General features: G+C 64.4%; 27 protein-coding genes. 15 read left to right on the plus strand and 12 right to left on the minus strand.

The features are described 5' to 3' along the window. Window positions 1–60: 60 nt before the first annotated feature. A complete protein-coding gene (gene cysS, locus AC5O5R_RS15140; RefSeq protein WP_172227579.1) occupies window positions 61–1,443 on the minus strand; it encodes a cysteine--tRNA ligase in 1,383 nt (460 codons plus the stop codon). 9 nt (window positions 1,444–1,452) lie between these two features. Continuing rightward, entirely contained in the window at window positions 1,453–3,156 is a 1,704-nt protein-coding gene (locus AC5O5R_RS15145; protein WP_172227577.1) for a glutamine--tRNA ligase/YqeY domain fusion protein, read from the minus strand. A 248-nt stretch (window positions 3,157–3,404) separates the two neighbouring features. Here AC5O5R_RS15145 and AC5O5R_RS15150 point away from each other — a divergent pair, with 248 nt between their 5' ends. Together AC5O5R_RS15150 and AC5O5R_RS15155 are read left to right on the plus strand one after the other, a co-directional pair. Further along, window positions 3,405–3,908, plus strand: a complete 504-nt coding sequence (locus AC5O5R_RS15150) for a peptidylprolyl isomerase (protein ID WP_172227575.1) — start codon at window positions 3,405–3,407, stop codon at window positions 3,906–3,908. After that, entirely contained in the window at window positions 3,905–4,627 is a 723-nt protein-coding gene (locus AC5O5R_RS15155; RefSeq protein WP_172227573.1) for a UDP-2,3-diacylglucosamine diphosphatase, read from the plus strand. The genes AC5O5R_RS15150 and AC5O5R_RS15155 overlap by 4 nt, the downstream gene beginning before the upstream one ends. A gap of 69 nt (window positions 4,628–4,696) precedes the next feature. Here the strand turns inward: AC5O5R_RS15155 and pvdQ are convergent, their stop codons facing one another. Next, the gene (gene pvdQ / locus AC5O5R_RS15160; RefSeq protein ID WP_494514511.1) at window positions 4,697–7,009 is read right to left on the minus strand and encodes a bifunctional acylase PvdQ; all 2,313 of its coding nucleotides are present in this window, start codon (window positions 7,007–7,009) and stop codon (window positions 4,697–4,699) included. A gap of 196 nt (window positions 7,010–7,205) precedes the next feature. On the opposite strand from pvdQ, the gene AC5O5R_RS15165 reads away from it, so the two are divergent. Beyond that, window positions 7,206–7,580, plus strand: coding sequence for a fe2+ zn2+ uptake regulation protein (locus tag AC5O5R_RS15165; protein ID WP_172229111.1), 375 nt, complete (start codon window positions 7,206–7,208; stop codon window positions 7,578–7,580). 48 nt (window positions 7,581–7,628) lie between these two features. On the opposite strand, the gene AC5O5R_RS15170 is transcribed toward AC5O5R_RS15165, so the two are convergent. Further along, on the minus strand, window positions 7,629–7,817 hold the full coding sequence (locus AC5O5R_RS15170) for a hypothetical protein (protein ID WP_172229109.1): 189 nt from the start codon (window positions 7,815–7,817) through the stop codon (window positions 7,629–7,631). 151 nt (window positions 7,818–7,968) lie between these two features. Between AC5O5R_RS15170 and AC5O5R_RS15175 the strand changes: the two genes are divergently transcribed. From AC5O5R_RS15175 to AC5O5R_RS15190, 4 genes are all read left to right on the plus strand, one after another. Then, window positions 7,969–8,427 (plus strand): hypothetical protein, encoded by a 459-nt coding sequence (locus tag AC5O5R_RS15175; RefSeq protein ID WP_172229107.1) that lies wholly within the window; start codon window positions 7,969–7,971, stop codon window positions 8,425–8,427. 249 nt (window positions 8,428–8,676) lie between these two features. Continuing rightward, on the plus strand, window positions 8,677–9,057 hold the full coding sequence (locus AC5O5R_RS15180) for a Mor transcription activator family protein (protein ID WP_172229105.1): 381 nt from the start codon (window positions 8,677–8,679) through the stop codon (window positions 9,055–9,057). Window positions 9,058–9,115: 58 nt separating this feature from the next. Beyond that, the gene (locus AC5O5R_RS15185) at window positions 9,116–9,793 is read left to right on the plus strand and encodes a DUF2589 domain-containing protein (protein ID WP_172229103.1); all 678 of its coding nucleotides are present in this window, start codon (window positions 9,116–9,118) and stop codon (window positions 9,791–9,793) included. Between the two features lie 75 nt (window positions 9,794–9,868). After that, a complete protein-coding gene (locus tag AC5O5R_RS15190; protein ID WP_172229101.1) occupies window positions 9,869–10,435 on the plus strand; it encodes a DUF2589 domain-containing protein in 567 nt (188 codons plus the stop codon). 18 nt (window positions 10,436–10,453) lie between these two features. Here the strand turns inward: AC5O5R_RS15190 and AC5O5R_RS15195 are convergent, their stop codons facing one another. Genes AC5O5R_RS15195 through AC5O5R_RS15205 form a run of 3 tightly spaced genes read right to left on the minus strand, consistent with a single transcriptional unit; the run spans window position 10,454 to window position 16,570 of the window. Next, window positions 10,454–14,128 carry a translocation/assembly module TamB domain-containing protein gene (locus AC5O5R_RS15195; protein ID WP_172229099.1) on the minus strand — a complete coding sequence of 1,225 codons (3,675 nt, stop codon included), beginning with the start codon at window positions 14,126–14,128 and terminating at the stop codon, window positions 10,454–10,456. After that, window positions 14,125–15,867, minus strand: a complete 1,743-nt coding sequence (locus AC5O5R_RS15200; protein WP_494512767.1) for an autotransporter assembly complex protein TamA — start codon at window positions 15,865–15,867, stop codon at window positions 14,125–14,127. Before AC5O5R_RS15200 ends, AC5O5R_RS15195 begins: the two co-directional genes overlap by 4 nt. A gap of 52 nt (window positions 15,868–15,919) precedes the next feature. After that, window positions 15,920–16,570 carry a GNAT family N-acetyltransferase gene (locus AC5O5R_RS15205; protein ID WP_172229969.1) on the minus strand — a complete coding sequence of 217 codons (651 nt, stop codon included), beginning with the start codon at window positions 16,568–16,570 and terminating at the stop codon, window positions 15,920–15,922. Window positions 16,571–16,732: 162 nt separating this feature from the next. On the opposite strand from AC5O5R_RS15205, the gene xthA reads away from it, so the two are divergent. Beyond that, window positions 16,733–17,545: an exodeoxyribonuclease III gene (gene xthA / locus AC5O5R_RS15210; protein ID WP_172229966.1), complete on the plus strand. Its 813-nt coding sequence runs from the start codon at window positions 16,733–16,735 to the stop codon at window positions 17,543–17,545. Between the two features lie 283 nt (window positions 17,546–17,828). Here the strand turns inward: xthA and AC5O5R_RS15215 are convergent, their stop codons facing one another. Continuing rightward, window positions 17,829–18,581, minus strand: a complete 753-nt coding sequence (locus tag AC5O5R_RS15215) for an anti-sigma factor family protein (protein ID WP_172229963.1) — start codon at window positions 18,579–18,581, stop codon at window positions 17,829–17,831. Further along, entirely contained in the window at window positions 18,578–19,099 is a 522-nt protein-coding gene (locus AC5O5R_RS15220; RefSeq protein WP_172229960.1) for a sigma-70 family RNA polymerase sigma factor, read from the minus strand. The genes AC5O5R_RS15215 and AC5O5R_RS15220 overlap by 4 nt, the downstream gene beginning before the upstream one ends. Before the next feature lie 124 nt (window positions 19,100–19,223). Here AC5O5R_RS15220 and AC5O5R_RS15225 point away from each other — a divergent pair, with 124 nt between their 5' ends. From AC5O5R_RS15225 to AC5O5R_RS15245, 5 genes are all read left to right on the plus strand, one after another. Beyond that, entirely contained in the window at window positions 19,224–20,276 is a 1,053-nt protein-coding gene (locus tag AC5O5R_RS15225; protein ID WP_172229957.1) for a catalase family peroxidase, read from the plus strand. Beyond that, window positions 20,273–20,806, plus strand: coding sequence for a cytochrome b (locus AC5O5R_RS15230; RefSeq protein WP_172229954.1), 534 nt, complete (start codon window positions 20,273–20,275; stop codon window positions 20,804–20,806). The genes AC5O5R_RS15225 and AC5O5R_RS15230 overlap by 4 nt, the downstream gene beginning before the upstream one ends. 85 nt (window positions 20,807–20,891) lie before the next feature. Next, entirely contained in the window at window positions 20,892–22,097 is a 1,206-nt protein-coding gene (locus tag AC5O5R_RS15235; RefSeq protein WP_494511096.1) for an MFS transporter, read from the plus strand. A gap of 81 nt (window positions 22,098–22,178) precedes the next feature. Beyond that, window positions 22,179–22,724: a cupin domain-containing protein gene (locus tag AC5O5R_RS15240; RefSeq protein WP_016500000.1), complete on the plus strand. Its 546-nt coding sequence runs from the start codon at window positions 22,179–22,181 to the stop codon at window positions 22,722–22,724. Between the two features lie 2 nt (window positions 22,725–22,726). Further along, window positions 22,727–23,026 (plus strand): DUF7693 family protein, encoded by a 300-nt coding sequence (locus AC5O5R_RS15245; RefSeq protein WP_175586204.1) that lies wholly within the window; start codon window positions 22,727–22,729, stop codon window positions 23,024–23,026. Here the strand turns inward: AC5O5R_RS15245 and AC5O5R_RS15250 are convergent. Further along, entirely contained in the window at window positions 22,999–23,613 is a 615-nt protein-coding gene (locus AC5O5R_RS15250) for a 2-hydroxychromene-2-carboxylate isomerase (protein WP_172229850.1), read from the minus strand. The two genes, AC5O5R_RS15245 and AC5O5R_RS15250, sit on opposite strands and share 28 nt — an antisense overlap. A gap of 30 nt (window positions 23,614–23,643) precedes the next feature. Further along, window positions 23,644–24,375, minus strand: coding sequence for an SDR family oxidoreductase (locus tag AC5O5R_RS15255; protein WP_172229853.1), 732 nt, complete (start codon window positions 24,373–24,375; stop codon window positions 23,644–23,646). 89 nt (window positions 24,376–24,464) lie between these two features. Here AC5O5R_RS15255 and AC5O5R_RS15260 point away from each other — a divergent pair, with 89 nt between their 5' ends. Together AC5O5R_RS15260 and AC5O5R_RS15265 are read left to right on the plus strand one after the other, a co-directional pair. Then, window positions 24,465–25,028: a TetR/AcrR family transcriptional regulator gene (locus tag AC5O5R_RS15260; protein ID WP_172229856.1), complete on the plus strand. Its 564-nt coding sequence runs from the start codon at window positions 24,465–24,467 to the stop codon at window positions 25,026–25,028. Then, complete coding sequence (locus AC5O5R_RS15265) at window positions 25,015–25,608, plus strand: eCIS core domain-containing protein (protein WP_172229859.1); 594 nt, start codon at window positions 25,015–25,017, stop codon at window positions 25,606–25,608. The genes AC5O5R_RS15260 and AC5O5R_RS15265 overlap by 14 nt, the downstream gene beginning before the upstream one ends. Before the next feature lie 30 nt (window positions 25,609–25,638). On the opposite strand, the gene AC5O5R_RS15270 is transcribed toward AC5O5R_RS15265, so the two are convergent. Beyond that, a complete protein-coding gene (locus AC5O5R_RS15270) occupies window positions 25,639–26,631 on the minus strand; it encodes a bile acid:sodium symporter family protein (protein WP_172229862.1) in 993 nt (330 codons plus the stop codon). Window positions 26,632–26,639 lie beyond the last annotated feature (8 nt).

Raw genomic sequence — 26,639 nt, forward strand, 5'->3', positions numbered from 1 at the left:
GTGTACCTGTGGGAGCTGGCTTGCCGGCGATTGGGCCGCAACGCGGCCCCACTTGCTGGATCAGTCAGCCAGACGCCAGGTAGTAGCGCCCTTGCTGTCTTCCAGCACAACACCCATGGCGGTCAGCTGGTCGCGAATGCGGTCCGACTCGGCCCAGTTCTTGTCCGTACGCGCCTGCAGGCGCGCCTGGATCAAACCCTCGACCTCGGCCGCATCCACCTTGCCCTCGGCACCGGCCCGCAGGAAGTCATCGGCATCCAGCTGCAGCACACCCAGCACATCGCCCAACTCGCGCAGGCGACCGGCCAGGCCGGCGGCAGCTACCGCATCGCTGTCACGCAGGCGGTTGATCTCGCGCACCAGGTCGAACAGCACAGCGCAGGCTTCGGGGGTACCGAAGTCGTCGTTCATCGCCACGCTGAAACGCTCGACAAACGCTTCGCCGCCCTTGGCCGCCACCCGTGGCAAGCCGCGCAAGGCGTGGTAGAACCGCTCCAGCGCACCCTTGGCGTCACGCAGGCTGTCTTCGGAATAGTTGATCGCACTGCGGTAGTGGCTGGCCACCAGCAGGTAGCGCACCACTTCCGGGTGATACTTTTCAAGCACGTCGCGGATGGTGAAGAAGTTGTTCAACGACTTGGACATCTTCTCGCCATTGATGCGGATCATGCCGCAGTGCATCCAGGCGTTGGCGTACTGCTTGCCGGTGGCCGCCTCACTCTGGGCAATCTCGTTCTCGTGGTGCGGGAACTCCAGGTCGCTGCCACCGCCGTGGATGTCGAAGCTCTCGCCCAGGCAGCAGGTCGACATCACCGAACACTCGATATGCCAGCCCGGACGGCCCGGCCCCCATGGCGATTCCCAGCTCGGCTCACCTGGCTTGACGCCTTTCCACAGCACGAAGTCCAGCGGGTCCTGCTTGGCTTCGTCGACCTCGATACGCGCACCGATGCGCAGGTCTTCGATTTTCTTGCGCGACAGCTTGCCGTAGCCGACGAACTTGCCGACGCGGTAATACACGTCACCATTGCCCGGGGCGTAGGCATAGCCCTTGTCGATCAGGGTCTGGATCATTGCGTGCATGCCGGCGATATGGTCGGTGGCACGCGGCTCCTGGTCCGGCGGCAGAATGTTCAGGCGACGCTCGTCTTCGTGCATCGCATCGATCATGCGGGCAGTCAGCGCATCGAACGTTTCGCCGTTCTGGTTGGCCCGATTGATGATCTTGTCATCGATGTCGGTGATATTGCGTACGTAGGTCAGGTCGTAGCCGCTCTTGCGCAGCCAGCGGGTGACCAGGTCGAAGGCCACCATGCTGCGGCCATGGCCCAGGTGGCAGTAGTCGTACACGGTCATGCCGCACACGTACATGCGCACCTTGTTGCCATCCAGCGGCTTGAAGGTTTCCTTGGCTTTGCTCAGGGTGTTGTAGATGGTAAGCACGGCGGTTCCTCAGCTGCCCCAGGAGTCACGCAGGGTGACGGTGCGGTTGAACACCGGGCGGCCCGGCTGGCTGTCTTTCAGGTCGGCGCAGAAGTAGCCTTCGCGCTCGAACTGGAAGCGGTCCTCGGGTTGCGCCTGGGCCAGCGACGGCTCGGCACGGCAACCGCTGAGCACTTGCAGCGAATCCGGGTTGATATTGTCGAGGAAGCTGCCGCCGTCTTCGGTCTTTTCCGGGTTCGGCGAGCGGAACAGGCGGTCGTACAGGCGCACTTCGCATTCGACGCTGCCTGCGGCCGGCACCCAGTGGATCACGCCCTTGACCTTGCGGCCTTCGGGGTTCTTGCCCAGGGTTTGCGGGTCGTACGAGCAGCGCAGTTCGACGATGTTGCCGTCGGCGTCCTTGATGGCCTCGTCGGCGCGGATCACATAGCTGCCACGCAGGCGCACTTCACCGGCAGGCTCCAGGCGCTTGTAGCCCTTGGGCGGCTCTTCCATGAAATCGTCGCGGTCGATGTACAGTTCACGGGCAAACGGCAGCACGCGCACGCCCATGTCTTCCTTGGGGTGGCGCGGCAGTTCAAGCTGCTCGACCTGCCCTTCCGGGTAGTTGGTGATGACCACTTTCAGCGGGCGCAGCACGCACATGGCGCGTGGTGCGGTGCGGTCCAGGTCGTCACGGATGCTGAATTCGAGCATCGACATGTCGACCACGCCGTCGGAACGGTTGGTGCCGATCATTTCGCAGAAATTGCGGATCGAGGCCGGGGTGTAGCCACGGCGACGGAAGCCGGACAAGGTCGACATGCGCGGGTCGTCCCAGGCATCGACGTGCTTTTCATCGACCAGTTGCTTGAGCTTGCGCTTGGAGGTGATGGTGTAGTTCAGGTTCAGGCGGCTGAACTCGTACTGGCGCGGGTGCGCCGGTACCGGCAGGTTGTCGAGGAACCATTCGTACAGCGGACGATGCCCTTCGAACTCCAGGGTGCAGATCGAGTGGGTAATGCCCTCGATGGCGTCCGACTGGCCATGGGTGAAGTCGTAGTTGGGGTAGATGCACCACTTGTCACCGGTCTGGTGGTGGTGGGCATGGCGGATGCGGTACAGGATCGGGTCGCGCAGGTTCATGTTCGGCGATGCCATGTCGATCATGGCCCGCAGCACGCGCTCGCCGTCCTTGAACTCGCCGGCCTTCATGCGGGCGAACAGGTCGAGGTTTTCCTCCACGCTGCGCTCGCGGAACGGGCTGTTCTTGCCCGGCTCCTTGAGGTTGCCGCGGTATTCCTTGGCCTGCTCGGGGGTAAGGTCGCAGACATAGGCCTTGCCAGCCTTGATCAGCTCGACCGCCCAGTCGTGCAGCTGGTCGAAGTAGCTGGAGGCGTAGCGCACATCACCGGCCCAGTCGAAGCCCAGCCACTTGACATCGCTCTGGATGGCGTCGATGTACTCCTGGTCTTCCTTGGCCGGGTTGGTATCGTCGAAGCGCAGGTGGCAGACGCCGCCGAATTCCTTGGCCAGGCCGAAGTTGACGCAGATCGACTTGGCATGGCCGATATGCAGGTAACCATTGGGCTCCGGCGGAAAACGGGTGACGATGCTGCTGTGCTTGCCCGAGTCCAGGTCGGCCTGGATGATCGGCCGCAGGAAGTTCGCAGGGACAGCGGGGGCGCCTTTGGCAGCGGCGTTGGGCGCGTTGTCGGCAGTGGGCTTGCTCATAGGATCCTTGAATGCATGTGTCTGGCCTGGGTAGGCCGATTGAATCAAAGGGCCTATCATAGCCGAAGCAGTCAAGCTGCTGACAGCCGCGGCCAGACAAACTGGCGTGATTTATCACGGCTTTTTGCCGCAGCCTGGCAAAATGGCCTGTGCGCGCCATGTGTCGCGATCGCCTGAACCTGCGTCAGGTGATAACCGGCGCCCTGCGCACCCTAATTCCCGATTGCCTTGAAAAAGCGAGTTTCAGCATGTCCAAAGTCAAACTGACCACCAACCACGGCGACATCGTCATTGCACTGAACGCTGAAAAAGCCCCGATCACCGTGGCCAACTTCATCGAATACGTCAACGCCGGCCACTACAGCAACACCGTGTTCCACCGTGTGATCAAAGGCTTCATGATCCAGGGCGGCGGTTTCGAGCCTGGCATGAACGAGAAGCGCGACAAGCGTGCCAGCATCCAGAACGAAGCCGACAACGGCCTGAAGAACACCAAGTACAGCGTCGCCATGGCCCGTACCATGGAGCCGCACTCTGCCTCGGCACAGTTCTTCATCAACGCCTCCGACAACGACTTCCTCAACCACAGCGGCAAGAACGTTCAGGGCTGGGGCTACGCCGTGTTCGGTGAAGTGACCGAAGGCCGTGAAGTGGTCGACGCCATCGAAAAAGTCGCCACCGGTTCCAAGGCCGGCCACCAGGACGTGCCGAAAGACGACGTGATCATCGAGAAAGCCGAGATCATTGAGTGATACTGCTGATCTCCGATCTGCACTTGCAAGAAGAACGCCCGGACATTTCCCGGGCGTTTCTTGATCTGCTCGACGGCCGCGCGCGCCATGCCAGGGCGCTGTACATCCTTGGCGATTTCTTCGAAGCGTGGATCGGTGACGATGCCATGACGCCGTTCCAGCAGTCGATCTGCAAGGCCATGCGCCAACTGAGCGACAGCGGCACGGCCATCTACCTGATGCACGGCAACCGTGATTTCCTGATTGGCCAGGCCTTCTGCGACGCCGCGGGCTGCACATTGCTGCGCGACCCTAGCGTGATCGAGCTGGGCGGTGAACAGGTGCTGCTGATGCATGGCGACACCCTGTGTACCCGCGACCTGGGCTACATGAAGATGCGCCGTTTGCTGCGCAACCCGCTGAGCTTGTGGATACTGCGGCACCTGCCGCTTTCGGCGCGCTACAAGCTGGCGCGCAAGCTGCGTAGCGAAAGCCGCACGCAAACGCGGATGAAATCCACCGAGATTGTCGACGTCACGCCAGACGAAGTACCGAAGGTGATGGCGGCGCATGGCGTGCGCACGCTGGTGCATGGCCATACCCATCGGCCGGCGATCCACAAGCTGGTGGTGGATGGGCAGCCGGCTCGGCGCATCGTGCTGGGCGACTGGGATCGCCGCGGCTGGGCCTTGCAGGTTGACGAGCAAGGCTTCCAGCTGGCGCCGTTCGAGTTTTCCTGACATTGCAGCGTTGGTACTACCGACCCCTTCGCGGGTAAACCCGCGAAGGGGCCAGCACAGGCTAATGCCTCAGGGCCTGTTGGCCACCGCCCCCTTGTCCCGCTCACTGATCAGCACTTCCCGATACTGCGGATCGGCCTTGATCTGCGCCTCGGTAAACGGGATCACCGCCAATTGTTTGGCCGCAAACGCCCTGGTCTGATCACTGGCATGCGCCGAAGCCGCTTCGCTCGACTGCGAGAACGCCAGCAGCCCACGGGCTTCTGGCCCCTTGTCGGTAAAACTGACCAATTGCAAGTAACTGGTACCACTGACCACCAGACGCTTGCCCTGCCCATGCGGCACGCTGTAGATCGCGTTGTACACGCCCAGTGCCTGCGGGCCTCCCGCTACCGGCGTGCCATTGATGGCCTGTTGCACCTGCCCCCAGCGCGCATCCCCCGCCATGCCGCTCTCCCTTACCTGTTTCAGTGAAGCCAGCGCCGCAGCATGCACCAGCTTGCCCACAGCTGCCTGCTCGATTGCCAGGCCGCGTGGCGTGTGCTGCGGGTCAGCCGGGTTGAAGGCCACCCGCCAGCTTTCCGGATGCTCGGCCAGGGCATTGAACAGGTTCTGGAAATGCACCAGGCCAATGCCACTGTCGAGGTCGGCCTTGCCATTCCAGGCTGCCAGGCTGCTGCAAACCGGCTGTACGTCGACACCGGCACCCTTGCACCATTGCAACAGGTCTGGCAGCACCAGGCTGGCCAGGTACACCTCGTCATCGGTCACCATGCGTTGCAAGTCGTCCACCCCCAACAGCGCCGTGCCCTGCAAGCGCTGCAGGGCAAAGCGGCCGCGCATGCCCAGCGGCTGGTCGTCGCGGCTGACCAAAGGTGAGTAACCGGTCAGCGGCTGCGCCGGGTTGGCCATCCAGGCAGGGTCGTTGGAATTCTGCACGAAGTCTTCGCGCTCAAGGCTCGGCAGCAGCCGTGCCGGGAATATGCCCGGCTGCGCCGCCTGCGCATCGACCTTCCAGTGGCACGCGCTACGGGAGCCGTCCATCACGACCATGCGCCCTTGTGCCTTGGGGTTGCTACAGGTATCGAGCAACTGCTGGTCGACGTAAGGCACCACCGACTGGTTCAGGTACAAGGCCCGGCCGCCTTCGTCCACGGCCAGCGTGTTGACCCACGGAATACCCTGCAGTTGCGCCACCGAGCCCTTCAAGGCTGCCAGGCTGTCGGCACGGTTGATCTGGTACCACTGCTGCAATACCCGGGTATTTTCCAGGTTGGCGTCACGCAAGCTGTAGGCCGTGTGCGCATCCCAGTCCAGGCGCCCCGGCCATTGCACCACCGGGCCGAACTGCGAACTGTAGAGCTGCCGCTGCACCTGGCTCAGGCTGCCATCCTCGGCCTTGACCGCCACACTGATGGTTTGCCGGGCCAGCGGCAGCGACTTGCCGTCGAGCAGGTAGCGGGTCGGGTCCTTGGGGTCGAGTTGCAGACGGTAAAGGGTAAAGTGGTTCGAGGTGTCGACGGTATGCGTCCATGCCAGGTGCCGGTTGAAACCGATATTGACCACCGGCAAGCCTGGCAATGCCGCGCCCATCACATCCATCTGGCCGGGGATGGTCAACTGCATCTGGTAGAAGCGCATGCCGCCCATCCACGGAAAGTGCGGGTTGGCCAGCAACAGGCCGCGGCCATTGGCCGAACGCTGCGCGCCCACGGCCACCGCATTGCTGCCACGCTCCGTGGCAAAGCGTTCTTGCCGCGCCAGCGCAGCGGCAAAGCCGGCCGGGGCCTGCTGGCTGGCCAACGCAGGTGGTTGCGCCCCTGCCAGTGCCTCGACGAACTGCCCTGCACCGCCTTCGGCCAGCAGCCGGCGGGTGAGCTTGACCAGATCCTCGCTGCTGATCGGCCGCACCCACTCGCCCTGGCCGCATTCGGCGGGCAAACCCTGGCGGCGGCGCTCGGCCAACGCCCGGTTGTAGCCGCTCGCATAGCCCGCCAGCAGTGCCTGCACCGGTGCCGGCTGCGCCTGCAAGAAGGCATTGACCGCTGCGGGGCTGTTCAGCCAGGTGAAGAACAGGTCGCTGGCCAGGTTGTCACGCTGCTCCAGGGTCTTGCCCTTGGCACCGAAAAAGCGTGAGCGCTCGCCGCTGACGGTCAGCACTTCGTTGGCCAGCAGGCACAGATTGTCCTGGGCGTACGCATAGCCGATGCCATAGCCCAGGCCCCGCTCGTCCTTGGCGACGATGTGCGGCACCCCGTAACTGGTACGGCGGATCTGCGCACTGGCATCGGCAGAGGCGGGCTGCGCTGCTACGCCGCCGCTGAAGGCCACAAGGGCGGCAGCCAGGCCAGCGCAGGTCATGGGACGGGAAAGTGGAAACACAGGCGCTCCTCGGATTCGGGGGGTATCCCGATCAGACGAATGGCCACATGAAAATTTTACGTATTACAAGGCGATAGGACGTCTTGAAAAGGAACAGGCATTTTTTTCGCGAGTGGGTTGCAGTTTTTTCGTTCTCATTCGTCCTAGTAAGTGAGGCACCCATATTTCGGGTTCGTCCACGAAAAGGAGCATTCACATGTACAACCCGCAAACCTCGATCCAGGCCGGGCGCGTCCCAGGCAAAGCGCCCAGGGAACAGGACGTTTTTGCCGACGAGCGAATTGGCAACGAGCAGATCCGCGAGCTGCTGCGCACCTTTGGCCTGCGCACCAGCCTGATCCGCCTCAAGGTGATCGATGCCCTGCATGCCGCCGACCGCCACGGCCGTAGCATCGGCGTGCGTGGCGTGCACGCACAACTGGAACAGCTGGACATTCCGCTGTCGTTCCTGAGTGTGCGCGAAGTGCTGAAGCGGCTGTGCGCCGAAGGCGTCATCCAGCTGGGCAGCGACAAGTGCTACAGCCTCAATCCCCAGGCACGCGCCGTACTGGAGCAGGCTCTCCCGCGCTGAGCGCATGGCCGGCCATGGCTGGCCGGCCCGCACAGCCCAAGGCTTGGCTCAGGGCTTGACCTTGCGCCGCAGGATGCCGTTGATCACCACGACCACCACGGCGATGGCGATGGCCAGCATCTGGAAGGTCTGCTCACTGATCGTGCCCTGCTTCTGCAGGTGGGAAAGGCCCAGCATCAGGCCCAATACCACCAGGATGATCAGAACGGAATATTTCAGGCGCTGCACATGTGTCATCGAAGGTTCCTTGCAACATCAGGGGCAAATGGCTCGCAACGAGCGGCGGCAATGATACAACGCCCACCCGCCCCGGCGCTGCATTTCCTGCTGGGTGGGGTAACGGTAGCCTGAAAGCATGGGCCTCCCAAGCACCCATGCCGGAGGCACCATGTTCAAACCGCTGCTGTTGGCGTCACTGTTTCTGACCCCCCTCTCCCTTCATGCCCTCGATACCCGCCAGATACCTTCCGAGCAGCTGTTTCAGCTAGGCCGCGAGCTGGCTGCCCATGCAGGGGCCAGCCAATGGCAGCAAATGTGGCAGCGCGTACGCCAGGCCGGCTACTTGCAGGCCGATGGATCACCCGCTCACTTCAGCGTGCCCTTAGCCTTGCTACCCGACCTGGCCCGTCAGACCCTGGCCCAGGCCGACCAGGTGCAGGCGGTACAGCAGACCCAGGCGCTCTATCGCCGCAGTTTTGCCGACCGGGTTATCGGCCAGCGGCAGGGGGCGCCGTTGCATGCGCTGTGCCTGCTGGTTGACTGGCGCACCTTGCCACAAGGCATGGCCGACAGCCCTCGGGCCTACCTGAACAGCGCCAGCCTGCTGAGCAGCTATCCCTGCGACTGAGGGTTCTACAACCAACTGGCAAAGGCGGGATCGAGCGCATGGGAAATCAGCAACCACATACCATGGCTGAGGCCGTTTCCTACAACGGCTGACATCGATGCCCGCAAAACCTGTTCTCCGAAGCTACAACCCTCAACCTTTATGCCGCCTAGCGAGGCGCCTGTCTGTCGCAGAAAATTCAGGCACACCTTCGACATAACGCCGCGGGTGATCGGGTAGCCCATTCCACCCATCCCGAAGGAGCGTCATATGCAACTGCCAGATTTGAGCCAGATCGATATCAGCCAACTGCCCCACTCGCTGCAGGCCCTGATCGACTGCATCGGCATCGACAACGCCTACCAGCTGACCTGCGCCTACGGCGGCAGGCCCAAGTACATCCCCAAGCACCGCGAGCGCACCAAGCTCGCCGACGTACTGCCAGCCGAAGCACTCGACGCGCTGATCAAGCGCTTTGCCGGGGTCGCCCTGGAGATCCCCAAGGTCGACCATTTCCTGCGCCAGCTACGCAACCTGCAGATCCAGAAAGAAAGCGCCGACGGCCTGTCCCGCAGCCTGCTCGCCAACAAGTACGGCCTGAGCCTGCGTCAGATCGGCAACATTCGGCGCCAGGACCCTTGCGTCCGCTGAGCCCCCGTGGCTGCGATCGGCGGCCACCTTGATCCCCCGCTAGAGAGAGCACCTCGAAATGTCGATAGATAACAGCCTCATCGGCTCCGTCATCAATGCCCTGCCGATGGACCGCATGATTGCCGGCCCCCTTCAGGCAATGGTCCAGGCGCAGATAACTGCGAGTAAATCGTATGCCGATTTCCTGATGCAGGTGTGCGTCCAGGACGGCAAGGCGGTAGCCATCCAGTTTGACTACGACGAAACCATTGTCGACGAACAGGGCGCATACCAGGGCGTGGTCAGCAAGACCATGAAAGTGCCGTTGCTGGCGGCCATCACCCACCCGAACATCGCCATCGAACAAGGCACGGTCGATTTCGAACTGATCATCAACCAGATGTCGGAAGACGTCTCCGGCAAGGACACGAGCGCACAAGCGAGCGGCTCCCTGGGCTGGGGGCCATTCAAGCTGAATGTGAAGGGCAGCGTCAGCCACAAGTCCACGCAAACGCGCAAGACAGACACCCGTGCCCGCTACGCATTCAACACTACATTGAAGCGCCAGGAGCCGCCTGAAGCGGTGATGAGGGTGATCGACTTCCTCACGGACGCGGCAACCAAGCCAACCGTTGTAAAGACCGCAGCCCTGGAAAGCACCGATACGGTTTCGCAGAAAGACACCTTGAAAGAGCCCACGAATGGCATCACCCCGTCTGCTGGCGCAAAGACCCCTCCGCCCCCGTCTTTACCTTGACCGCCATCTCCTACCCCGAAACTGCCCCTCTGCGCGACGCCAGGGGGGTGTCACCTGGCCTCAGGAGCCAATCAGATGGATAAATCCCCCGCGCCGATGACTTCCATCGACCTGCGCGAAATCACTCGTGGCCTGCAAGAAGCCGCAAGCGCCACCAACAGCCTGATCGCACAGCAGTACATCAACCTGTTCGACCAGTTCTTCGAATGCGACGCCGAGGCGCTGGGCGCCCCCATGAAAGCCAAGATGGTCGAAGTGGCCATGGACAGCCAGCACATCATGCGCGTGCCCTTGTTCGCCCTGGTCTCGCCCAAAGGCCTGGCGCTGGAGCGTATGCAGGTCGATCTGTCGGTGCGCGTCAAAGGTACCGAAGCCAAACAGGCTCTGGTGCACGCTGGGGAGAACAAGACCGCCAGCTTTAAAGTCACCATCGGCGGCCAGGGTCGCCAGGGCGAAAACCGTGACCCGGACGAAGTGCAGATCCGCATGCAGTTCCAGGCCAGTGAACCACCAGAAGCACTGAACCGGCTGATCGAGGAATACACCAGCCTGATCACTCCGATACGCGCCCCCAGCCCGCCGCACCCGCCCGGTCCCGATACCGGGACCAATGAATTCATCGAGGCGGCGACCATCCGTTGACAGCCGCCCCGACGCCGCTTAGAAGTCGCGCTTGTAGAAGATGTCCAGTGAGCTGGCAAGCCCGCTGGCGGCTTCCAGGTAGACCTTCTTGCTCAGCTTGTAGCGCAACGCGATGGTGTTGGCGGGTTCGAACACCCCTACACCGTAACGCAGGCTCAGCTTCTCGGTAAGGTTACCGCTGGCGACCACGCTGGTGGTGTTGCCCGAACCTTCGGTATCCAGCTGGAAGTCGTCGATGCCCAGGCTGGACGCCAGGCTGCCGGTGATGCCGGCGCTACCGGCCAGGCCCAGGCCCAAGGCGGCCTCGGCGAGCATGTTGTTGTCCTCGCCAGAGGTCCCCAGAGGCCGCCCCAATACCAGGTACGACAGCGCCTGCTCCTGGCTCATGGCGGGCTCGGAGAACACTTTGGTAGTGGGCTGCTCGGCGCTGCCACTCAGGCGGATACCGGCAATCACGTCGTCAACCTGGCGGATGGCTTCGATGTCCAGGTAAGGCTGGTCGATGGGGCCGGCGAACAGCAGCCGCGCCCGGCGGATGGTCAGGCGCTGGCCGTAGGCACGGTAACGGCCGTCGGCCAGGCTGAGCTCGCCGCGGGTATCAAGGTTGTCGCCGATGTGCACATGGCCAAGCAGGTTGGCGGTGAGGCCAAAGCCGCTGAACGACAGCTTTTCGCGGCCCACTTCGACATCGATGTCCATGGCCATCGCCATGGGCGCTTTGCCCTCCTCGGTCTGATGGCCGACGATGACCGTGTCATCCGACACCTTGACGGTGGACGGTGGCAGCTCGCGCACAGTGATCTTGCCCTTGGGTACCTGCACCTTGCCGGTCACGGCCAGCTTGTCGTCGATCAGGCGCAACGTCAGGTCCGGAGCAACCTCAAGCGTCGCATAAGGCTCGACCGTGATCGGCAGCTGCTGGCCCTGCAAGCGCACCTCCATGCCCAGTGCCTGCCCCCAGTGGACGTTGCCGGTCAGCTGGCCACGCCCGGCCTCACCACTGCGCCAGCTGCCATTGAGCTGGACCTGCTCGCCGGCGATCAGCGCCTGCAGCGACAAGTCCTCCAGGCTGGCGGGGAGTTCCGCACCACTGATTTCGCCACCACTGAGCGCCAGGTTGCCGTTGACCTGCGGTGCCAGCAAGCTGCCTGAAAGCCGGCCACTGCCATTGAGCTGGCCTGCCAGGCGCTCGACCATCGGCACGAACGGCCGGGCTACCGACAGGTCCAGCCCGGCCAGACGAAAGTCCCCCGACAAGGGTTTGTCCTTGCCCAGCGGATCGAGCCGGGCATTGATGTTCAGCTCACCCAGGCGCTCGCCGCGAAACGCCAGGCGCGTATCGATGCGCCGCGGTGCCAGCGTGCTGTCCACACGCAGGGCCTGGTACGGGAAGTCGACCCAACGGTCCTTGTCGCGCACCCGCAAGGTGCCGCCGCTGGCGTCGATGACGATGTTGCCCTTGGGGCCGCTGGCCGGAATATCCAGGTTGATATCGGCGTTGAGCAGGCCCTGCCAGGCAAAGTCCTTGGGCAGCCACTGGGCCAGGCTGCCCAGCGGGAACTGCTTGAGGTGGTAGCGCAAGCGCGGTTCGGGGGCCAGCCGCTGGTCGTCACCGCACAAGCTGGCCTGGCCGGAGCGCCAACAATGGGCACCGAAGTCCAGCTGACCGCTGGCCAGCCGCTGCAGCCGCGCCGGGGCCTGCAACTGCCAATCCTGCCCGCCGGCCTGGATGCGTCCACTGGCCAGGCGCCCGCGCCAGTCACCTTTGTTCAGCTGGCCATCCAGGCCCAGATCGAGTTTGAGCTGCGGCCCGTCCAGTGCCAGGGTCAGCGCCTGCTGGCGAATGTCGCCTTTGCCGTTGGCCTGCAGCGTACCCAGTGCCGTATCACCCAGTTGGATACCGCTCGCCTTGAGCGCGATTACCCCGCGCTGGGCGTTGTCCAGACGCGCATCCAGATCAAGCTGTTGCAAGCGGTTTTCGGCCTGGGCCAGTCGCTGGCCCTGCAGGGTCAGGGTACCCTGCGGCGCTTGCAAGGTGCCGGCAACATCCAGCCGGCCCTTCACCTGGCCTTGCAGCCTTGGCCACAGCTGGCCGAGGCGCGGCAGGTCAAGGTCGATCCGCCCGGCCAGACGCTGCTGCAGGCTGCCACTGCCGTTGATGCGGTTGTCACCCAGCTGGATTGCCAGCGCACCGAGGGTCCAGCTCTGCCCTGAGCCCTGGGCCTGGGCCTTGAACACCGCCGGCTGGCCGCGCAGGCGGCCTTTGAGGTCAAGCTGGGCATCCAGGCTGAGCACCTCGCCCTTCAGCTCGCCCTTGCTGCGCAGCGGGCCGGCCAGGGTGCCCGGCAGCTCGGCCAGCCAATAGGCCGGGTCGAGCGCCGAAAGCTGCAAGTCGACATCCCAGGCCACGGTGTCGGCAAAGCCTATGGCGACACTGCCGGCGGCCTTGCCTTGCCCCGCGGTGAGCGTCAGCTGCGGCAGCTTCACCTGCGCCAGGTCACCCTCGAACGGGCTCGCCAGGCTGAACGCCCCCGCCGGGCCGTCCAGGTCACCATTGAAGCTGCCCTGGTAGTTGCCGTCGCGATAATGCACCTGGGCATTGAAACGCTTGAGGGTGACTTCGGGCGGTGTTTCCAGTGGGTACAGGCGCAACCACGGGAAGTCCTGCCAGTCCAGCTGCGCGTCGGCAGTCAAGGCCTGTTGCCAGTCGGCGGTGGCTTGCAGCTTGACCCGTTGGGTGTCGCTGGCGTTCAGGTCCAGCGCATCGAGCCTGGCGCCTTTGCTGTCGACCCGCCCGGACAATGCCAGGGCGATCGGTGATTGTTCCGCCGGCAGGCTGGCCGACCCTGCCAGCGCATAACCCTTGAGCAGATCGCCCTTGGCATCGAGCGTGAGCTGGTTCAGCTGAAGGGTGTCAGGCAATGACCCGGCCGGTTTGAAGGCCTCCGAGCGGATCTGCAAGGTAGCCGGCAGGTGCTCGGCCAACGCCTGCAACTGGCCGGTCAGCGTCGCATCGAGGTAGCCACTGCTGGTACCGGCCAGCTTCAGGGTCTTTTGCAAGTCCCCCGTTGCAGTCAACGCCAGCTGCCAGGGCTTGTCCTCTACCGCAGGCAGCTGCAGCTGCGCCTGCAGTTGCACCGGCCAGTCACCTTCGGGCTGCAGATCGCCCTGCAGGTTCAATTGCAGGTCATCGCGCTGCAGGTGCAGGCTGTCGATGCGCATCCCGCTAGTGGTCCAGTGCGCTGCCAGTTGCAAATCGCCCAGCAGGTCGCTGCCATCCAGGCGCAGCTGGCCAACCTTGACCTCCCCCAGCTCAATGGCCAACGGCAGGCGCAGTGCCGGCAACTGCAGCGGACCACTGTCCGCCGCCTGGTCACTGGGCGCAAACGCCATGTCGATGCGCTGTGCCTGCAAGCGGTCGATGCACAGGGTGGCGCGCAGCAGGCAGGTGGGCGACCAGGCGAGCACCGGGGCTTGCACCTCTACCGTGCTGCCGCTATCGGCCCAGCGCAGCTGGCTGGCCTGCCAGCTGCCCGCCAGACGCCCCTGGAAGTCGCTGACTTCAAGCCCGGGCACCTGGCCCAGCGCCCAGCGGCTGCCCGCCTCGGTCCCCAGCAAAAGCCCCAGCGCCATGCCCAGGCTTGCGGCTACTCCCAGCAGGCCCAGCAAAGTGTATTTGATCACGCGCTTCACAGCTCAGGCCCCATGGAAAAGTGCAGGCGAATTCCCCCGTCGTCATCCAGTGCCTTGGCCAGGTCCAGGCGCAGTGGCCCCACCGGCGACACCCAGCGCACACCAAAACCGACACCGGTCTTGAGGCTGGGCAGCTCCAGGTCGTTGAACGAATTGCCCTGGTCGACAAAAGTTGCGATCCGCCATTTTTCGGTCAGCGAGTACTGGTACTCGACGCTGCCGGCAACCAGATAACGGCCGCCGATGCGGTCGCCGTCGCTGTTCTTCGGCGACAGGGTCTGGTAGTCGTAGCCGCGCACGCTCTGGTCGCCACCGGCGAAGAAACGCAGCGATGGCGGAATGTTGTTCTTGAAACCATTGGTCGCGCTGCCCCCGAACTGCACGCGGCCGAGGAAGCGGTGGTTGTGGCCGAGCGTGGTCAGCCCCTTGAGCAATACGTTGCCATGCAGCAGGTTGGTATCGGAAACCAGCCCCTCCTTGGCCACCTGGGCGTCGAACTGCAGGCGGTAGCCGTTGTGCGGGTCGATGCGGTTGTCACTGCGCAGGAAGGAATAGCTCACCCCAGGCATCAACAGGTTGCTCAGCCCGGAATCGTCGCCCAGGCGATATTCCTCACGCTGGTACTTGAGCGAAATCACCCGCTGCCAGCCGCTGGGCAGCTTGCTGTGCCATTCGGGCCCGACGGTCAGCAGCTTGCTAAGGGTGTCGGTACCGGCGAGCTCCTCGTTCTGGTAGCCGCCGGCAAAGCGCAATTTGTCGGTCAGCGGTGGGTCGAGGGGTATGTCGTACCACAGCCCGACGTTCTGCCGGGGCGCCGACAGCTCGGTTTCCCAGCCGTAGCTGTGGCCCTGCGGGTTTACCCAGTGGCGGGTCCAGTTGGCCTTGCCGCGCGGCCCGACGTCGGTCGAGTAGCCCAGGCCCAGGCCCATGGTGCGTGGTTTGCGGGTTTCGAGGCGGACATCTACCGGGATTTCTTCAGCTACAGCGGCGGTGGGCGCCGCATCCACGCGCACGCCTTCGAAATAGCCGCTTGATTGCAGGTCATTGTTCAGTTCGGCAATCAGTTCCGAGTCGTAGGGCGTACCCGGTTTGAACGAGACCATGCGCTGCAGCAGGTCGTCGTCCAGCGGCGTGTCGCCACCGAAGGTCACGGCGCCCAGGTGGTAGCGCGGGCCGCTCTGGTAGACCAGTTCGATGTCGGCCACCCCGGCCTGGGGGTCGACCGCCAGGCGCTGGCGGCTGAAGTGCCCGCTGAAGAAGCCGTAGCGCGACGCCTGGTTGAGGATCAGCCGCTTGGCGTCCTCGTACAGGCCGTGGTTGAGTTGTTCGCCCGAGCGCAGCGCCTTGCTGTCCGGTACGCGGAACGCCTTCATCTCGCTGGCCGGGCCTTCGATGCGCACGGTCACGGTGCGCAGGCGGATGGGCTCGCCGGGGTTGATGGTGATGATCAGTTGCGGGGAGTGGTCAGCCTGTTTGCCGGGCTTGACCTCGGTATCGATCTGCGCCTGGTAGTAGCCAAGTGCCTGCGAGGCTTTGCGCGCCTGCTCCTGTGCCCCACGACTGAAGCGTAAAAGTGCTTCTTCATCGCGGTCGCCAAGGGTACCGATATAGCCTTCGACATTGGCCTTGAGCGCCTTGTTGGCCGGTTTGACCTTCACCAGCAACTCACTCTGGCCCCATGCTGCGACACTGGCGGCCCAGAAAACCAGGCCCCAGGTCAATCTTCCTGAATACGTCATGCGGCGCATGCTACCAGACCCAGGCGCTCAAGGGAGCCGCCTGGAGGCCTGTTCAGGCGAAAACGGAACGTGAAGACGTCGGGTTGGGATGGAAGAACACCCTCTCCCGGACGGGTCCAACCGCAACCTCGCCGATTTCCTCATAGCCCTGGCGCTGGTAGAAAGCCAGGTAGTGCTCGTTGCCGGTGTCCAGTACCACGCCCTGGGTCCCCGGGTCGTCCGCGCACCAGTCGTGCACAGCTTGTAACAATTGCTCGCCGTAGTGCCTGCCCTGAAACTGCGGGTGCACCCCCAGCAACGGCAGCACATGCACCTGATCGGTGGGCAGGCAGGTGGCCAGGGCGGCCTGGTAGTCCATGTAGCGGCGTGTGCAGCGCAGGCCGGTGCCCAGCATCATGCGCAGGCGCCACGCCCAGCTGTCGGCCACCCCCAACCGGCGCAACGGCGGCACGATCAGCGCCACGGCGATCAGGCGGTCTTCCACCAGCAAGCCGATGGCAGGCAGTTGCAAGTAGAAGTGCTGGCGCACCCATTCACGCACCATTACCCGCAAACGCTGCTCGTATCCCGGGCGCTGGGCCTCGAAGATATAGGCGAAGGTAGGTTCGTGGCGGTACGCGTTGTACAGCAGCGAACGCACCTCGCGGCTGTAACCGTCATCGAGCAGGCAGACACGAGCCGGAGCGGCAGTGGTTTCGGGCATTGCGGGCAGACCTCCTGGAATGGGCATACAGTGCCTTGGAGGGGCTCCAGCGCGCTTCGTTCAGCCCCTACAGCACGTTAGCAGCAGCCTTGCCAAGGCGCCACGCTGGTGATGATGGGCGATGTCGGCTAGCATCGCGCCTTTTACCGGGATCGTCTTTCCATGAAGATCGTCTGTTTCAACATCAACGGTCTGCGGGCCCGTCCGCACCAGCTGGCGGCGCTGATCGAAAAGCACCAGCCGGACGTGATCGGCCTGCAGGAAACCAAGGTCAGCGACGAACAGTTCCCGCTGGCCGACGTGCAGGCGCTGGGATACCACGTGCACTATCACGGCCAGAAAGGCCATTACGGCGTGGCCCTGCTGTCGCGCCAGGCGCCGCTGAGCCTGCACAAAGGTTTTGCCACCGATGAAGAGGACGCCCAGCGGCGTTTCATCTGGGGCACTTTTGCCGATGCCGATGGAACCCCGATCACCATCATGAACGGCTATTTCCCTCAGGGAGAAAGCCGCGACCACCCCACCAAGTTCCCGGCCAAGCAGCGCTTCTACAGCGACCTGCAGGCGCTGCTGGAAGGCCAGTTCCGCAACGACCAGCCATTGCTGGTGATGGGCGACATGAACATCTCGCCGCAGGACTGCGACATCGGCATCGGCCCGGACAACGCCAAACGCTGGCTGAAGACCGGCAAGTGCAGCTTCCTGCCGGAAGAGCGTGAGTGGATGGAGCGCTTGAAAGGCTGGGGGCTGGTGGACAGCTTCCGGCACCTGTATCCGGATGTAGCCGACCGCTTCAGCTGGTTCGACTACCGCAGCCGTGGGTTCGAAGACGATCCCAAGCGGGGGCTGCGTATCGACCTGATCATGGCCTCGCAGCATCTGGTGCCGCGGATCAAGGCGGCGGGTGTGGATTATGAGTTGCGGGGGATGGAGAAACCTTCGGACCATGCGCCGATCTGGTTGGAGCTGGGTTGATAAAGTGCATGCCTTGAGGTATGGGCTGCCAGTGAGATCGAGCGCCGCCCGCGCGGCGCTTCGCAGCACAAGGCTGCTCACATTTGTTGCAACGTGCCGAACCTGTAACGCCATGGCTGCCAGCCCTGGCGCATGACTTGAGCCGGGCAAACCGGCTGACAACCATGGCCTCACAGGCATGGCCACGTTGCAACAAATGTGAGCGGATTGATCCGCGATGCGCCGCGCGGGCGGCGCTCGATATCCCACGCAACACAACACCCAAGGCATGCACAGCGCCCCCTCACAACCCCAACCGCAACACCTCCCCCACCCCCGCCCCACGCACATCATCCGCCGCACTGACCAGCGCAAAGTTGTAAGCCCCATGCGACCAATACCGCGCCTCCAGCTGCCCATCAATCCGCTGCCCCTCCGGCATGCGGCGGTACTGCTCACCCGGCGAGCGCAGGAACAGGCTGATGCGCTGGCCAGCGCCATCTTCGAACACCAACAACGCCGCCGGCCCCTGCTCGTTGCTGAGCAAACGCGCCCCCACCGGCTTGAACCCATACCCCGCCAGGTCCGGCAACCGACCCACGCGGCTGAAGTGCCGCCCCAGCCAGTCACGCAACTGCCCCGGGTCGCTGGCCTGGATATCCAGCGTCTGGCTGCCGACAAACAAGCGGTGCGCCTGGACCGCATCGGCCATGGGCAGGTCGGCACGCGCCAGGCTTGCATCGCGTACTTGCCAACCGCCCAGGCCACCCACGCCCAACGCCAGCACCATTGCCGCCGCTACAGCCCAGCGGCGTTGCCGACGCTCGCGCAATCGCCCGCGCAGCTGCCGCAGATCCAGCTGGGCCGCCCCGGTTGATTCGCCAAACCCGGCCAACGCGGTACGCAACCGGCGGGCATCGGCACGCCAGCCCTCGACCCGTGCCGCCGCCTGCGGGTTGGTCGCCAGCCAGGCCTGCACCTCGGCCCGGCGGCCCGGCGCCAGGCGCTCATCGACGTAAGCATGCAGTTCGTCTTCACTGGGAATCAGGCGCGTCATTTCAGTCTCCGCAAGGCCGGTGGCTGGGGGTTGCCCTCGGTCAATTCGCGCAAGGCATTGCGCGCGCGCGACAGGCGCGACATCACAGTGCCGATGGGGATGCCCAAGGCCTGGGCGGCCTCCTTGTAGCTCAAACCCTCGATGCTGACCAGCAGCAGCAAGGCGCGCTGCTCGGGCGTCAGCCGGGCGAACGCCTGAAGGTCGGCCTGGGCCAGGACGATGGCTTCGAGGTTGTCGCCGAGCGGCTCATCCTCGCGCTCGGCACGGCCGAACCAGGACAGCCAGCGGGCGTGCAGGCGGTCGCGGCGTTTACCGTCGAGGAACAACCGGTAAAGGATGGTGAACAGCCAGGCGCGCAGGGCATCGGCGTCACGTTGTTGGTCGCGTCGGCTCAGGGCGCGCTCGACCGTGGCCTGCACCAGGTCGTCGGCGCTGCCGGGCTCACGGGTCAGCCACACCGCAAAGCGGCGCAGACGGGCGAGCAGTTCGCGCCACTGGTGGTCGTCCAGGTCGTGCATGGCCAGGTCCCAGCCTCAGGGGTAGTCAGTGTAAAGGGCAGACGCCTGTGAAGAAATTCTATTCCCGGCGAGGGAATAAGTTTTTACCTGCCGCGTCGTACTGGCATCTTCACTGAACCGGACGATGATCATGAACTCACCTTTGCACGGCCCGGCCAAGGCCCTGCGCCTGGCCGCCATCGGCGCCGTGATGCTGGCCGCAGGCGCCGGCTTTGCCTATGCTGCCGGCTGGCTCGGGGAAACCCGCCTGACCCCACAGCGCATCATCGACACCTTCGAAGCCCAGGCCGGGCACTACCCGGGCTATCGCAAGAACCACGCCAAGGGCCTGTGCGTCAGTGGCTACTTTCAGGCCAGCGGCCAGGCCGCCAGCTTGTCCACGGCGCGGGCGTTCAGCCAGCAACGGGTGCCGGTGATCGGCCGCTTCGCCATCGGTGGTGCCAACCCGTTCGCCCCGGATACCGGCATACCGGTGCGCAGCCTGGCGATTCAACTGAGCACCGACGATGGTCAGGTCTGGCGTACCGGCATGAACAATCCACCCGTATTGGCGGTAGGCACGCCGCAAGCATTCTATGAGCAAGTGCTGGCGGGGGCACCTGTACCTGCCACCGGCAAACCGGACCCGGCAAAACTGCAGGCGTTCTTCGCCGCCCACCCGGAAAGCGCGGCGTTTCGCCAATGGGCGGCGGGCTACAAGCCCAGCGACAGCTTCGCCAGCACCCAGTACCACAGCATCAACGCCTTCCGCCTGATCGACGCCAGCGGCGCCGCCCACCCGGTGCGCTGGCAGCTTGAGCCGCAAACCGCGTTTGCCGCGTTGCCCGCCCAGGTCGACGACAAACAGTTCCTGCAGCATGACCTGCAGCAGCGCCTGGCCCAGGGCCCGCTGCGCTGGACGCTGCGGCTGGTGCTGGCCGAACCCGGCGATGCCGTGGACAACCCTGCCCGCCCCTGGCCTGCCGAGCGGCGCAGCGTGGACGCCGGCACCCTGGTGCTGGAACAGGTCGACGCCCCTGAGCAGGGCGCTTGCCGCGACCTCAATTTCGACCCGCTGATCCTGCCGCGGGGCATCGAAGCATCCGCCGACCCGATCCTGGCCGCCCGCTCGGCTGCCTACTCGGAATCCTTCAACCGCCGCAGCCGCGAATCGCTCGGCACCGGAGCCCACCCATGAAACCCGAAGCCTTCCACCCCATCGCTCGCCTGCTGCACTGGCTGATGGCCGTGTTGATCCTGGCCATGTTGTTCATCGGCGTGAGCATGGTCGGTGACCTGTCGCCACGCCACCCTGTGCTGATCGGGCTGCACAAGGCCACCGGCCTGGCCCTGCTGGTGCTGGTGGTACTGCGCATCGGCGTGCGCCTGTTGGTGCCGCACCCACCCCTGCCACGCGACCTGCCGCCCCCGCAACGCTGGGCTGCCGGGGCCTCGCACCTGTTGCTATATGGCCTGATGCTGGCCATGCCGCTGCTGGGCTGGGCCATGCTTTCGGCCGGCAACTACCCTCGCCCGCTTGGCTTGCCTGCTATCGCCCCGCATGACCTGCAACTGTATGCCGTGCTGCGACAGGCGCATGGATGGGCCGGCTACCTGCTGTTTGCCACCGTGCTGGTGCATCTGGGCGCGGCACTGATGCACGCTTGGGTGCGCCGCGACGGTGTGTTGCGTAGCATGTGGCCCGGCCCGCTGCGCCGTCATGAATGACCTGAAAGGGTGCAGAGGGTTCGACAGTCGATAATTGTTCTTATTAGTATCGACCCTTCACTGCCAAACTGCCCTGGACTGCCCAATGAACGCTGCAAAGGATTCTGCCACTCTGCTACCTGCCAGCACGCTGGACCTGCGCCCCCTGCTGCTGGCCAACATGGCCTGTACCATGTCGATGATGGCCTTTGTCGCCCTGATCGGCCCGATCGCCCGCCAGCTCGGCATGGCCACCTGGCAAGCCGGCGCCGCCGTCACCGTGGCGGGGGTGGTCTGGGTACTGTTGGCCCGGCCCTGGGGGCGCGCCGCAGACCGCCTGGGCCGTCGGCGCATCCTGCTGCTGGGCAGCGCCGGCTTTACCCTGGCGTACTGGCTGCTGTGCCTGTTCGTCGAAGGCGCACTGCGCTGGATGCCGGGGGCAACCCTGGCATTTGTCGGGCTGATGGTGGCCCGCGGCTGCATCGGCGCCTTCTATGCCGCCATCCCGGTGGGTTGCAATGCTTTGATCGCCGACCATGTCGAACCGCAGCGCCGGGCCCGAGCCATGGCCTCACTGGGCGCGGCCAACGCTGTCGGCCTGGTGGTAGGCCCCGCATTGGCGGCATTGCTGGCACGCCATAGCCTGAGCCTGCCCTTCCACATCATGTCGTTGTTGCCTGCCGCTGCCTTTCTGGTGCTGCTGTTCGCCCTCAAGCCGCAGGCCCTGCCGCACAGCTACGCGCCCAGCCCGGTGCGGTTGAGCGACCCGCGCCTGCGCCGGCCATTGCTGGTCGCGTTCAGCGCCATGCTCAGCGTGACGGTGTCGCAGATCATTGTCGGTTTCTTCGCCCTCGACCGCCTCAAGCTGGGCCCAGCCGAAGCCGCTCAGACCGCCGGCATCGCCCTGACCACGGTGGGGGTTGCGCTGATCCTGGCGCAGGTGCTGCTGCGCCAGCTGGAATGGCCGCCGCTGAAGATGATCCGGGTAGGTGCCACCGTTTCAGCCTTGGGCTTTGCCTGCGGCGCGCTGGCGACCACGGCAGGGTGGCTGTGGGCATGCTACTTCGTCGCCGCAACCGGCATGGGCTTTGTGTTCCCGGCGTTTTCGGCACTGGCGGCCAATGCCATGCAGGCTTCCGAACAAGGCGCCACCGCCGGCTCCATAGGCGCTGCCCAGGGCATGGGCGCGGTGATCGGGCCACTGGCCGGCACCCTGGTGTATGCCCTCGATCCGCGCTTGCCATTCCTGGCCGTGGCCGCGCTGTTGCTGCTGGTCGGGCTGTGGCCGATGCCGCGCAACCAGGCTGCCTGACAAGCGCAGCGCGCAAGCGTGCAGAGTGTGTTTTAATGCGCCTCGCTCATTATTCTTTACACCTCTGATTACAAGGCGGCTATGGACACGGGGACGCGACTCAAACTGGTGCGTGAACGCAACAACCTCTCCCAACGGGAACTGGCCCGCCGCAGCGGGCTGACCAATTCGACGATCTCGCAGATCGAGCAGAATCGCGTCAGCCCTTCGGTCAGCTCCCTGAAAAAGCTGCTCGAAGGCATTCCCATGAGCCTGGCGGAGTTCTTCAGCTTCGATGAGCCCGTGCGTGAAGAGCGTTTCGTGTTCCGCGGTGGCGAACAGCCAGACCTGGGCCGCAACGGCCTGCGCATGTTGCTGGTTGGCGCCAGTGTCGAAGGCCGGCAGATGCGCATGCTGCGCGAACTGTATGCACCCGGTGCCGACTCGGGCGAGCCGATCGTGCATGCCGAGGGCGAGGAATGCGGCCTGGTGACCCGGGGTACTGTCGAGCTGTGGGTCGATGGCCAGGTCAGCGTGCTCAGCTCGGGCGATGGCTACTACATCCCCACTACCCTGCCGCACAGCTTCAAGAACATTGGCCCGGACGAGGCCGAAATCATCAGCGCCAACACCCCGGCGAACTTCTGACCTTGACCCGCACGGGCTCGTTGAACACCCGGGCTGTGTACCAGTGCCTGCGCGATGCCGCCCTGGGCGTGCATCACCTTGAGGTTGGTGCTCGCCGCGAGGGCGGCCTGGTCGATGTCGTCATCCACGCTTGGCAACTCACCCTGGCCCTGGATGCAGAGGGCCTGGCGCAGTGCGTTCACTGCCTGGCCGCCGACGGCGAGCAGGCCGACCTCGGCGACTGGCACCGCTATGGCAGCAACCCGGTCGACCTGCTAAGCCTGTGGGAGCGCACTCAGCTGGAGAGGCTGCTGGCGCCCTGAGCCAACGCTTGCTCGACAAAGTCCAGACGGTCCTGGCCGAAGAACATCTCGTCGCCAACAAAGCAGGTTGGCGCGCCGAACACCCCGCGTGCCACTGCTGCCTCGGTGGCCTGCCTGAGTGCAACCTTCACTTCATCATCCGCAGCCAGCGCATGAAATACCTGCGGGTCGAAGCCGCCCTGAACAAGCGTTTCGTCCAGCACGCCGATGTCGCTCAAATTGCGGCACTGCGCAAACAGCCCATTGAACAGCACGGCGAGCAGCGCCTCGAGGCGCTCCGGGGAACGCATCTGGGTGCCCATCACCCCGCGCATCAGGGTCAAGGTGTTGACCGGGAATCCTGGCGGCAATCCGTAAGCCACCCCATAACGCGCAGCAAAGCGCGACAGGTCGATGAACATGTAGCGCCCCTTGGCCGGTATCAGAGCCGGAGAGGCATTGCCGGTGGCCTGGAACACGCCGCCCAACAGCATCGGCCGGTAGTGCAACGTGGCACCTTGGCGGGCACACAGGCCGGGCAGCTGGGTCCAGGCCAGGTAACTGGCCGGGCTGCCCAGGTCAAAATGGAAATCGACAGTCTTGTGCATGGTTACGGTCCTTGCTGGGTGAAAAGGGGCTTACCAGCGCTCGATCCAGGGGCGCAGGTCCAGCTCGAAGGTCCAGGCGTCGCGCGGCTGGGCATGCAGGAACCAGTAGCTGTCGGCGATGTGCGCCGGGTCGAGGATGCCATCCTGGTCCTTGAGGGCGTAGCGCTCAGGGAAACTGTCACGGATGAAAGCAGTGTCGATGGCCCCGTCCACGACCACGTGCGCAACATGAATGTTCCGCGGCCCCAGTTCGCGCGCCATGCTCTGCGCCAGAGCGCGCAAGGCGTGCTTGGCACCGGCGAACGCGGCAAACCCTGCTGCACCACGGGTGCCTGCGGTGGCACCCGTGAACAGAAGCGTCCCGCGCTCGCGCTGGACCATGCGCCGGGCAACGGCCTGAGCGGTGAGGAAGCCGGCAAAGCAGGCCATTTCCCAGATCTTGAAATATTTACGCGGGGTTTCGTCGAGAATGCTGCAAGGCACATTGGCGCCGATATTGAATACAAACGCCTCGATCGGGCCGATGTCACGCTCGATGGTTTCGACCAGGCTCGCCACATCTTCTTCGTTGCGCGCATCAGAGCCAAAGGCGTGGGCCTGGCCGCCAGCGGCGCGAATTTCCTCCACCAGCGGCTGCAGCTTGTCCGCCTGGCGCCGTGTCACGCAGGCGATGTAGCCCTCACGGGCAAAGCGCTTGGCGATCTCGCCCCCGGTAGCATCACCCGCACCGATCACCAGCACTACTTTTTGTTGTTCTGCCATGCTCACCCCCATTGGTGAATGATCGTTTAGTAAACGAACGCTATGTTAAGATTGCCTTCATCGTCAAGCCCGCCTGCCGAGGCATATGAATGCGCTACTCCAACCAACACAAGCAGCAGACCCGCGAACGCCTCCTGGCCAGCAGCGGCGCGCTGGCCAAACGCGGGGGTTTTTCCAGCACCGGCGTAGCCGGGTTGATGAAGGCCATTGGCCTGACCGGCGGCGCCTTTTACAACCACTTCCCCTCCAAGGACGACCTGTTCACTGAGGTGGTCAGGCAGGAGCTGTGCAACAGCCCGCTGGCACGCCTGGCCACCCAGGGCGCCAGCCGTGAACGTCTGGGCCGTTGCCTGCAGCAGTACCTGAGCCTGGCCCACCTGCACAACGCCGAAGGTGGCTGCCCACTGCCGCCGCTGGGGGTGGAGATCGCGCGGGCCGAAGTACCCATGCGCGAAGTGGCCGAGCACTGGTTGGTGCAGCTGCACCAGGCCTGGAGCGCAACGCTGGAGGATGAACAACTGGCCTGGGTGTTGATCAGCCAGTGCGTCGGCGCCTTGCTGATCGGGCGCATGCTGGCGAGCGAAAACGTGCAATCGCAGGTACTGGACGCCAGCCGCGCATATGTCGAAAAGGCCCTGCATGAAGTGGATTAGTGTCGTGCTTGGCGCGCTGATGGCGTTACCCGCACTGGCCGAACAAACCTGTCCGCCAGGGCAGTACCAGGTGTGCCTGATGGGCTGTTTTTGTGCCCCGATCGATCCTGGGCAGGCCGGGCAGGTGCTCAAGGATGTCGAAGCCATGGCCTCGTCCAGCCTCACCTTTGCCTTGCGCCAGGCCCGCGATGAAGCGACGGCCAGCGGCGTGCAGCCGATCCCGTTGCATATACGGGCACAGCTCGAACCCTGGTATGACTTTGCGGTGCTCGACGCGGTGCGTTATCGGGTCGGTGACGAACAGCAGATGAGTGCAGCCAATGTGATGTTGCAAAACCCCGACGTGAATGCCGTGACGTTGATCGACACGATCATCTTCCGCCGCGGCAGCGATGCCGAGGACAATGTGGCCTTATGGGCGCACGAGCTCAAGCATGTGCAGCAGTATCAGGCGCTGGGCGTGGACGAGTTCGCCCGGCGCTACACGCGCAACTACGACGAGCTTGAAGCGCCGGCCTATAAAGTCGAGGCCGAGGTGGCGAAGGCGCTGCGCGAGCGCGGCTCAGGGCAGGCCAGATAAGAATGGGCTGCTGCGGCAGCCCTCCCCCCGTCAGGACCGCGCCGACATCTGTTCCGCCCCCTCCTCCCGGCTGGCATACCGCTGCGCCAGTACCGCACAAACCATCAGCTGAATCTGGTGGAACAGCATCAACGGCAGGATCATGGCACCAATGCCACTGCCCACGAACAGCACCTGGGCCATCGGCACACCAGTCGCCAGGCTTTTCTTCGAGCCGGCAAACAGGATGGTAATGCGGTCCTCCAGATCAAAGCCCAGCGCCTTGCCCAGCAGGCGGGTGCCGAACAACACCACCGCCAGCAGGATCCCGCACACGGCAAACAACCCGGCGAGGTGCTGTGGCGATACGGTGTGCCACAGCCCGGTGACCACCGCCTCGCTGAACGCGGTGTAAACCACCAGCAGGATCGACCCTTGGTCGACCACCTTGAGCCAGCGGGCATTGCGCTTGACCCAGGCGCCAATCCAGCGCCGCGCAATCTGCCCGGCCACGAATGGCACCAGCAGCTGCAAGGTGATCTTCAGCACCGCATCCAGACCGGAGCCGGTATCACCGCTGGCGCCCAGCAGCATCACCACCAGCAACGGCGTCAGGAAAATGCCCAGCAAACTGGACGCCGCAGCACTGCAGATGGCCGCCGGCACGTTACCGCGGGCCAGCGAGGTGAAAGCGATGGCTGACTGCACGGTGGCCGGCAAGGCACACAGGTAGAGCACGCCCAGGTAAAGCTCGTTGCCCACCAGCGGCACGAATAGCGGCTTGAAAGCCAGGCCCAGCAGCGGGAACATGACGAAGGTGCAGGAGAACACCAGCAGGTGCAGGCGCCAGTGCCCGGCACCGGCAATGATCGCCTCGCGCGACAGCTTGGCGCCATGCAGGAAGAACAGCAGGCCGATGGCCAGGTTGGTCAGCCAGCCGAAGTACACCGCGCCGTCGCCCGAGCACGGCAGCACCGTGGCAATCAGCACCACCCCGAGCAAGGCCAGGGTGAAATTGTCGAATAACATGCGCAAATACTTCATCACTGCTT

The organism is Pseudomonas sp. 8_5_2 (assembly GCF_059295255.1).

Bases quoted from the DNA above. Each gene is read 5' to 3' on its own strand.
- AC5O5R_RS15145 (WP_172227577.1), bottom strand. From the start codon at position 3,156: ATGAGCAAGCCCACTGCCGACAACGCGCCCAACGCCGCTGCCAAAGGC.
- AC5O5R_RS15150 (WP_172227575.1), top strand. From the start codon at position 3,405: ATGTCCAAAGTCAAACTGACCACCAACCACGGCGACATCGTCATTGCA.
- AC5O5R_RS15165 (WP_172229111.1), top strand. From the start codon at position 7,206: ATGTACAACCCGCAAACCTCGATCCAGGCCGGGCGCGTCCCAGGCAAA.
- AC5O5R_RS15170 (WP_172229109.1), bottom strand. From the start codon at position 7,817: ATGACACATGTGCAGCGCCTGAAATATTCCGTTCTGATCATCCTGGTG.
- AC5O5R_RS15175 (WP_172229107.1), top strand. From the start codon at position 7,969: ATGTTCAAACCGCTGCTGTTGGCGTCACTGTTTCTGACCCCCCTCTCC.
- AC5O5R_RS15180 (WP_172229105.1), top strand. From the start codon at position 8,677: ATGCAACTGCCAGATTTGAGCCAGATCGATATCAGCCAACTGCCCCAC.
- AC5O5R_RS15185 (WP_172229103.1), top strand. From the start codon at position 9,116: ATGTCGATAGATAACAGCCTCATCGGCTCCGTCATCAATGCCCTGCCG.
- AC5O5R_RS15190 (WP_172229101.1), top strand. From the start codon at position 9,869: ATGGATAAATCCCCCGCGCCGATGACTTCCATCGACCTGCGCGAAATC.
- AC5O5R_RS15200 (WP_494512767.1), bottom strand. From the start codon at position 15,867: ATGACGTATTCAGGAAGATTGACCTGGGGCCTGGTTTTCTGGGCCGCC.
- AC5O5R_RS15205 (WP_172229969.1), bottom strand. From the start codon at position 16,570: ATGCCCGAAACCACTGCCGCTCCGGCTCGTGTCTGCCTGCTCGATGAC.
- xthA (WP_172229966.1), top strand. From the start codon at position 16,733: ATGAAGATCGTCTGTTTCAACATCAACGGTCTGCGGGCCCGTCCGCAC.
- AC5O5R_RS15215 (WP_172229963.1), bottom strand. From the start codon at position 18,581: ATGACGCGCCTGATTCCCAGTGAAGACGAACTGCATGCTTACGTCGAT.
- AC5O5R_RS15220 (WP_172229960.1), bottom strand. From the start codon at position 19,099: ATGCACGACCTGGACGACCACCAGTGGCGCGAACTGCTCGCCCGTCTG.
- AC5O5R_RS15225 (WP_172229957.1), top strand. From the start codon at position 19,224: ATGATCATGAACTCACCTTTGCACGGCCCGGCCAAGGCCCTGCGCCTG.
- AC5O5R_RS15230 (WP_172229954.1), top strand. From the start codon at position 20,273: ATGAAACCCGAAGCCTTCCACCCCATCGCTCGCCTGCTGCACTGGCTG.
- AC5O5R_RS15235 (WP_494511096.1), top strand. From the start codon at position 20,892: ATGAACGCTGCAAAGGATTCTGCCACTCTGCTACCTGCCAGCACGCTG.
- AC5O5R_RS15240 (WP_016500000.1), top strand. From the start codon at position 22,179: ATGGACACGGGGACGCGACTCAAACTGGTGCGTGAACGCAACAACCTC.
- AC5O5R_RS15250 (WP_172229850.1), bottom strand. From the start codon at position 23,613: ATGCACAAGACTGTCGATTTCCATTTTGACCTGGGCAGCCCGGCCAGT.
- AC5O5R_RS15255 (WP_172229853.1), bottom strand. From the start codon at position 24,375: ATGGCAGAACAACAAAAAGTAGTGCTGGTGATCGGTGCGGGTGATGCT.
- AC5O5R_RS15260 (WP_172229856.1), top strand. From the start codon at position 24,465: ATGCGCTACTCCAACCAACACAAGCAGCAGACCCGCGAACGCCTCCTG.
- AC5O5R_RS15265 (WP_172229859.1), top strand. From the start codon at position 25,015: ATGAAGTGGATTAGTGTCGTGCTTGGCGCGCTGATGGCGTTACCCGCA.
- AC5O5R_RS15270 (WP_172229862.1), bottom strand. From the start codon at position 26,631: ATGAAGTATTTGCGCATGTTATTCGACAATTTCACCCTGGCCTTGCTC.